This window comes from Desulfonatronospira sp. (assembly GCA_003563255.1).
GTDB lineage: Bacteria > Desulfobacterota > Desulfovibrionia > Desulfovibrionales > Desulfonatronovibrionaceae > Desulfonatronospira.
On the sequence record PWSL01000045.1, the window covers coordinates 1 to 6,433 of the forward strand.

Annotated in this window: 6 protein-coding genes; 5 read left to right on the top strand and 1 reads right to left on the bottom strand. The window is 51.4% G+C overall.

The window, feature by feature from the left end; genetic code table 11:
* Nucleotides 1–537 precede the first annotated feature (537 nt).
* The 5 genes from QZP87_RS01420 to QZP87_RS01440 are packed head-to-tail and all read left to right on the top strand — an operon-like array spanning nucleotide 538 to nucleotide 5,361.
* Nucleotides 538–2,079 carry an ABC transporter substrate-binding protein gene (locus QZP87_RS01420; RefSeq protein ID WP_291321140.1) on the top strand — a complete coding sequence of 514 codons (1,542 nt, stop codon included), beginning with the start codon at nucleotides 538–540 and terminating at the stop codon, nucleotides 2,077–2,079.
* On the top strand, nucleotides 2,076–3,026 hold the full coding sequence (locus QZP87_RS01425; RefSeq protein WP_291321141.1) for an ABC transporter permease: 951 nt from the start codon (nucleotides 2,076–2,078) through the stop codon (nucleotides 3,024–3,026). The genes QZP87_RS01420 and QZP87_RS01425 overlap by 4 nt, the downstream gene beginning before the upstream one ends.
* A complete protein-coding gene (locus tag QZP87_RS01430; RefSeq protein ID WP_291321142.1) occupies nucleotides 3,023–3,844 on the top strand; it encodes an ABC transporter permease in 822 nt (273 codons plus the stop codon). Before QZP87_RS01425 ends, QZP87_RS01430 begins: the two co-directional genes overlap by 4 nt.
* 12 nt (nucleotides 3,845–3,856) lie before the next feature.
* Nucleotides 3,857–4,633 (top strand): ATP-binding cassette domain-containing protein, encoded by a 777-nt coding sequence (locus QZP87_RS01435; RefSeq protein ID WP_291321143.1) that lies wholly within the window; start codon nucleotides 3,857–3,859, stop codon nucleotides 4,631–4,633.
* A complete protein-coding gene (locus tag QZP87_RS01440) occupies nucleotides 4,630–5,361 on the top strand; it encodes an ATP-binding cassette domain-containing protein (protein ID WP_291321144.1) in 732 nt (243 codons plus the stop codon). The genes QZP87_RS01435 and QZP87_RS01440 overlap by 4 nt, the downstream gene beginning before the upstream one ends.
* On the opposite strand, the gene QZP87_RS01445 is transcribed toward QZP87_RS01440, so the two are convergent.
* Nucleotides 5,336–6,076 carry a class I SAM-dependent methyltransferase gene (locus QZP87_RS01445; protein WP_291321145.1) on the bottom strand — a complete coding sequence of 247 codons (741 nt, stop codon included), beginning with the start codon at nucleotides 6,074–6,076 and terminating at the stop codon, nucleotides 5,336–5,338. The genes QZP87_RS01440 and QZP87_RS01445 overlap by 26 nt on opposite strands.
* Nucleotides 6,077–6,433: the final 357 nt, after the last annotated feature.

The window sequence follows — 6,433 nt, forward strand, 5'->3', positions numbered from 1 at the left end:
CAATTGGGGACAGGCACCCCCGCACTTATTTTTATTACAAATGATCTTGGTTTTATTGGAAAAAATAAGTGCGGGGAGAGCCAGTCCCCGGAGGTTAATAATAAGTTTCGCTGTAGGGCTACTTAATCTGCCTGCCTTTGTCAGGTCAAATCTCACATCAAGCAACCTCTTGACCTTCTTTAGCCCTGAATGACATAAAATACCTGCTATCCGTGCTACTGATTTAATATATTTATCTTTTTATTGACACTTTCCTGAAATATGTATTACTTAATTACTTAAAGACTACAGCGACACTTTATTTAAGCTGAAAGGGGACTGGCTCTTTTGCCGCCGGATAGTCCGGCCGTTTTACGGTTTGAGGTCGGCAAAAGTGCCTGTCCCCGGTGGCCGAGGCGATAATTAACACAAAGTGTCGCTGTAGTGTTAATGAATCAGGGCAGGTTTTGAGCTTTCAATTCATTGCCTGCAGCCACCATCCAGCACCTTCAAAACTGCGACTGCAAGAAGTGCTTCTTGCCCAACAGGAGAATCAGCATGCTAAAAAAGGTTTTTTTGAATGCCGTCATGACCCTGGTCTTTCTTGGCTTTTGCCTGATCACTGTAAACCCGCTCCTGGCTGACGAACCACTGATTGTAGTTTCGCCCTGGAAGGGAAACTCACTGGATCCATCTGATTCAGGCTTTGTCTTCACCCGCATGGGTTGCCTGGAAACCCTGGTCACTTCTGACCGTCAGGGCGGCATATCCCCAAGACTGGCAGAGAAATGGGAGACCTCGGATGACGGGCTGACCTGGTTATTCCATCTCAGAAAAGATGCAATGTTTCACGACGGCACCCCTTTCAATGCCCGGGCCGCATCCAGGGCTCTAAACCACGCCCTGGACAAGGGAGCTTTCCAGGGAGTGGACATTGAAAAGATTGAACCGGAAGAGGAGCTGGTCCTTACCGTAAAAACCAGCACACCCTTTTCAGCTCTGCCATCTTTTCTGGCTCATTATTCCGGTGCGATCGGCGCACCGGCAATGTATGACCAGGAATTCGACCGGGTCATCGGCACAGGTATGTATGAACTGGCCTCGCATCAGGGGATGACTTACTTTGAATTCAGGGCTTTTGAAGATTACTGGGGAGACAGGGCCAACATTGAAAGGGCCGAGTACCGGGCCGTACCCAATGGAGAAACCAGAGCTCTTATGGCTGAATCCGGAGAAGCGCACATTTCCTTGACTCTTGCACCGGAAGCGGCTGCCAGACTGGACAGACTTCCAGAGATGGAAATCCACAGCGCTGCCCTGCCCAGAGTCCGCCTGATGAAACTCAACTGCTCTCTTGACCTTTTCAATGATCCCCGGACACGCCGGGCCCTGTCCATGGCCATAGACAGACAGGCTATAGCCGAGGCCCTTCTGGATAATCCTGATACGGCCTCAACTCAGCTGCTGCCCCCGGTTTCAGCGTGGCACAATAAAGAGGCCGGCGTTCCAGAACACTTTCTTTACGCCCCTGAAAAGGCGGCCAGGATGCTTGAACAAGCCGGCTGGGCCAAAGGCCCTGACGGTGTCCTGGTCAGGGATGGACAAAAATTCTCCTTCGAATTGATCACCTATTCGGCCCGTCCTTCCCTGCCCCTGGTGGCCCAGGCCATCCAGGCCCAGCTGAAGGAAGTGGGCATCGAAATGGATATCCTGGTTACTGAATCCGGAATGATCCCTCAGAGACATTCCGACGGAACCCTGGAGGCCGCTTTTCTGGCCAGAAATTACGGTCAGATTCCTGATGCCATAGCCACCATACTGGCTGATTTCGGACCTACAGACAAAAGAGGGGCCTGGGGAGCCATGGGCTGGGAGTCTGCTGAGCTGTACTCTCTGCTGGATGATTACATGAATGAATTTGACTTCGAGAAAGGCAGAGTCACTGGCTGGAGGATTTCGGAAATCCTCAATACAGAAATGCCGGTTATACCCATTGCCTGGTACGATAACCACGTAGCAGTATCCCGGAAAGTGGACGGATTCAACCAGGACCCTTTTGAACTCCGGCCTTACCCTGAAGGAGTGTCTTTTAACCAGTGATTTATGTCTTTCTGAACCGGATCTTACAGGTGGTAGTCATTGCCCTGGTGGTGGCCACCCTTACTTTTCTGGTCACCTGGTTTGGTCCGGGGGACATCGCCACTCAGGTGGCTATTGCCAGGTATGACCTGGACCGGGTCACTCCTGAAGTAGTCCGGGACATCAGGGCCCAGGAAGGTCTCGAGCGTTCAGGTCTCTATCAATTCGGCACCTGGCTGGGCAGGACAATCACCCTGGACCTGGGCAATTCTCTGGTTACCGGCCAGGGTGTTGGCGCCACCATTGCCTACCACTTTTCCTACACCCTCAAGCTGGCCCTTGCTGCCATGGGCATTTCCCTGGCAATGGCCCTTCCTCTGGGCATAGCCGGAGGCTCCAGGCCCCATTCCCGCCTGAACCAGTCCCTGCAGATAATATCCTCTTTACTGGTATCAGTCCCCCCCTATGTTCTGGCTATGCTGCTCATCCTATTATTCAGCATATACCTTATGATTCTGCCTGTTGCTGGCTTTACCAGGCCGGAACACATAATCCTCCCGGCCCTGACCCTTGGGCTGGGTCTCTTTGCCATGAGCAACCGGCTCATCGCCTCTTCCGTAAACACCGTGAGAAACTCTGGTTATTACCTGTTTGCCAGGACCAAGGGCCTTCCTGGATACCAGGTGCTGATAAGACACGGCCTGAAAAACGCTTCAGCCCCGGTCTTGACTTTTCTGGGACTGCAGTTCGCCTTTCTCCTGGACGGAGTGGTCATCGTAGAAAGTATCTTCGCCTGGCCGGGAATCGGGCATCTTTTGCTTGAGTCCATCATGGCCAGGGATATTCCTGTAATCCAGGGAGTGGCCATGCTCATAGGGGTGATTTATGTAAGCATAAACACTCTGGTGGACCTGATCCTTCTAAGACTTGATCCGGCTTCAGCCCAGCAGACCACGGATCGGACATGAAGAACGTCTCAACAGTACTGGCCGGACACGGGACACCCATGCACTCAATCTATCTACTGCTGATCCCAGCGGGGCTGGGTGCTCTGTCCCTTCTGCCCGGTCTTGATCCATTCAGCCAGGATCTCATGAACAGACTGGCCGGGCCGGGCCGGGAACATATCCTGGGCACGGACCAGTTCGGACGCTGCATTCTGGCCAGAATAGCACATGGCACATATATATCTCTTGGTGCGGCTATAATCATCTCCCTGGGTTCAGCCATCCTGGGATCAATCCTGGGTATGATCGCCGGGTACACAAGAGGTGTCACCGACATTCTCATCAGCCGCCTCGTGGACACCACCCTGGCCTTCCCGGGGATTCTTCTGGCCCTGATGATCACCGGCCTGACTAAAGGCGGGGTAATGGTACTGGCAGTTGCTCTGATCATAACTACATGGCCCGACTACTGCAGGGTGGCCAGATCCGTGACCAGGACCTGTTCGTCTGCTCCCTACATTCAGGCGGCAGTATTGTCTGGATTTCCTGTCTGGTTTATTCTGTATCGTTATGTTCTGCCCCAGGTGGCCAGACCCATTCTGCCCCTGGTGTCTCTTGGTATAGGCAAGTCCATCCTGGCTCTGTCGTCACTGGGCTTTCTGGGCATAGGCATCAAACCGCCCATGCCTGAATGGGGGGCAATGATTTCTGATGGACTGCCGTACCTGAGAAGCGCTGCGCACCTTTCTCTTATCCCGTCTATTCTTGTATTTATTACTGTTTTTGCCTGCCTCAGGCTTGCAGGAACCATGGAGTACAAAAACCCTTCAACCATATAGCTGGAACGGGCCATGCTGAATATTGAAAAGCTGAGCATAAGCTCAAAATATGATCCTGAAAACCTGCTGGTCAGAGACATCAGTTTTTCCCTTCCGGAAAACAGCGTCTTCAATCTGGTTGGTGAGACAGGCAGCGGCAAATCCATTCTGGCCTGGGCTATGGCAGGAATACTGCCGGAAGACCTGCTGGCAAATGGCCGGATAACCATTTCCGGATTGCCCATAAGCCCCGGGAACAATGGCCACCCCGATGACAATACATTTCTGGTGCCCCAGGAGCCGGGAATGGCTCTGAATCCCACCATGAAAATCATTTCTCAGGTGGCTGAAATATTCAGGTGGCCAGGAAAAAGATCCAGAAGTGAATCTTGGAAAAAGGCGCAGGATATTCTTGGTCAGCTTGGGCTTTCCCGATTTTTTGCTCAGGGTTACCCCCATGAACTTTCTGGAGGCATGAATCAGAGGTGCGCCATTGCCATGGCCCTGTCCTCACCTGCCTCTTTAATCATTGTAGATGAGCCCACCAAGGGACTGGATGCAAATTTGAAACTGCAGGCTGTGGAATTGCTTGTTAAGCTGATGGAAAAAGGCAAGACCCTGCTTTGCATAACCCACGACTTCACAGTGGCCGGTCTGCTGGGCGGCAGAACCGGAGTCATGCTCAACGGAGAAATTATTGAACAGGGAAGTACAGATCAGGTGCTGAATGATCCGAAACAACAATACACCAGGGACCTGATCATGGCTCTGCCGGAAAACGGGCTTCATGCCCCCTGGGAAAGCAGATGACCTGCAGTCATATCAATTCAGGACCAGCTGCTGTTGAGCTCAGGCAAATCCATAAATCCTTTTCCCTGGGACTATTGAATACAAAAAAGAAAAGAATACTGAACGGGGTAAGCCTTTGTGTTGAACCCGGACAATTGGTGGGTCTATCAGGGCCTTCGGGCTCGGGAAAAACCACTATTGGAAACATAGCCCTCGGGTTGAGCCGGGCTGATTCAGGACGGGTGCTTTGGAACGGGAGGGAACTGAATTACCTGCCCAGGAAGGAAAAAAAACGTCTTCGTCCCAGATTTCAGAAAATATTTCAGGACCCGGCCCTGAGCTTTGCCCCTTTCCAGACTCTGGAAAAATCATTCAGGGATGTCCTGCGTTTTTTGTTTCTGGACAAAATGCAGGCTGAGAAAAGGCTTTCCATGCTTATGCAGGAAATGAAGCTGGAACAGAACATCCTCAAGCGCCCCCCGGGCAAGGTTTCAGGAGGAGAGATTCAACGGCTGGCCCTGATCAGATGCATCCTGGCAGAACCTTTTTTCCTGGTGGCTGATGAACCCACTTCAAGGCTCGACCCCCTTGTCCAGGCCCAGGTAGCCAGACAGATTCAAACTATGGCTGCTGAAAAAGGCATGGGTGTACTTTTCATCAGTCATGACTTTAGTCTGCTCAAGGTCCTGTGTCATAAAGTACTGCGCCTGGAGAACACAAGCCTTATCCCCGCGTGGCAGACAGAATGAAAAACTGGCCATATCCGGGAAAGAATTTGCCTTTCCGTGTGTAAGGATTTTCTGCAAATTCCTGCTCATGGCCGGTTATTGAGACAAAACCGTTGTCCTTGAGAAGCTTTTGAGCCTGCCAGGCATAAAGGCCCATGCCAAAGGGCAGTTCAGGATCAACGGGCTTGTACATTTTTTTGAATTTTCCAGGATGATTTTCCTGATCCCGGCCAAACTTCTGCAGAAAATCCATAAACAAGCCGCTCATTTTCTGAATGGCGGTAACAGGGCGCCAGATTCCGTCTGAAATAACCAGACGGCCATTTGCTCTGAGAAGAAACGACCAGTTTTTTACCGCCTGCCAGGGATCCTTCAGGGTCCAGATAAGATTCCTGGTGACCACAGCATCAAAACAGCCGGGCGTGAAATCCGGCTCATCAGCAGGCATATGTATGAATTCAACTTCCAGGCCCATGTCCCGGGCCTTGTTGCCCGCTAGTTCCAACATCTTCTCTGAGATGTCGATCCCTGTAACCCGATAACCTCTGGCAGCCAGGCCCAGGGCCAGAAAGCCAGTGCCTGTTCCCAGATCCAGAACTTTAGCCCCTGGTTTCAGGGCAAGAGCCCTGGCATAAACTTCCACCCAGGGCTCCTGCCTGCATGAGGTGGCATCAAAACTTGCAGCTCTCCAGTTCCAGTATCCGTAAATCCGGGGGCATACTGACAAATCTTTCATAAACTCCTGCCTTGTATGTGCTATTATTTAATAAATCATAACACAAAATGATAATGAGGTCAACAAAAACATGCTGTTCGTCATGTCTTTCCAGGTTACCTGCAATTTTGCCTGCAACCAACAAGCATAATTTTGGACAAGCATTTATGGTGGACTATCAACGGCCCATCAAGACGCCACAGCCTGAACGACTGGCTGATGCCTTTTCCTTGCGGGTCCTGTCACGCCTGTGGCGAGATTGAATGCAGCGACAGCTGCCCTGAAAGGATTCAACTGGGGTCTTATTCCCGCAAGGAAAAAACATGCTTCTTCAATCTCTTTTATCTGTGTCAATCTGCCTGCCCGGTGAAATAGACA

Coding starts and splice junctions, on each gene's coding strand:
- QZP87_RS01435 (WP_291321143.1), top strand. CDS start 3,857: ATGCTGAATATTGAAAAGCTGAGCATAAGCTCAAAATATGATCCTGAA.
- QZP87_RS01430 (WP_291321142.1), top strand. CDS start 3,023: ATGAAGAACGTCTCAACAGTACTGGCCGGACACGGGACACCCATGCAC.
- QZP87_RS01445 (WP_291321145.1), bottom strand. CDS start 6,076: ATGAAAGATTTGTCAGTATGCCCCCGGATTTACGGATACTGGAACTGG.
- QZP87_RS01420 (WP_291321140.1), top strand. CDS start 538: ATGCTAAAAAAGGTTTTTTTGAATGCCGTCATGACCCTGGTCTTTCTT.
- QZP87_RS01440 (WP_291321144.1), top strand. CDS start 4,630: ATGACCTGCAGTCATATCAATTCAGGACCAGCTGCTGTTGAGCTCAGG.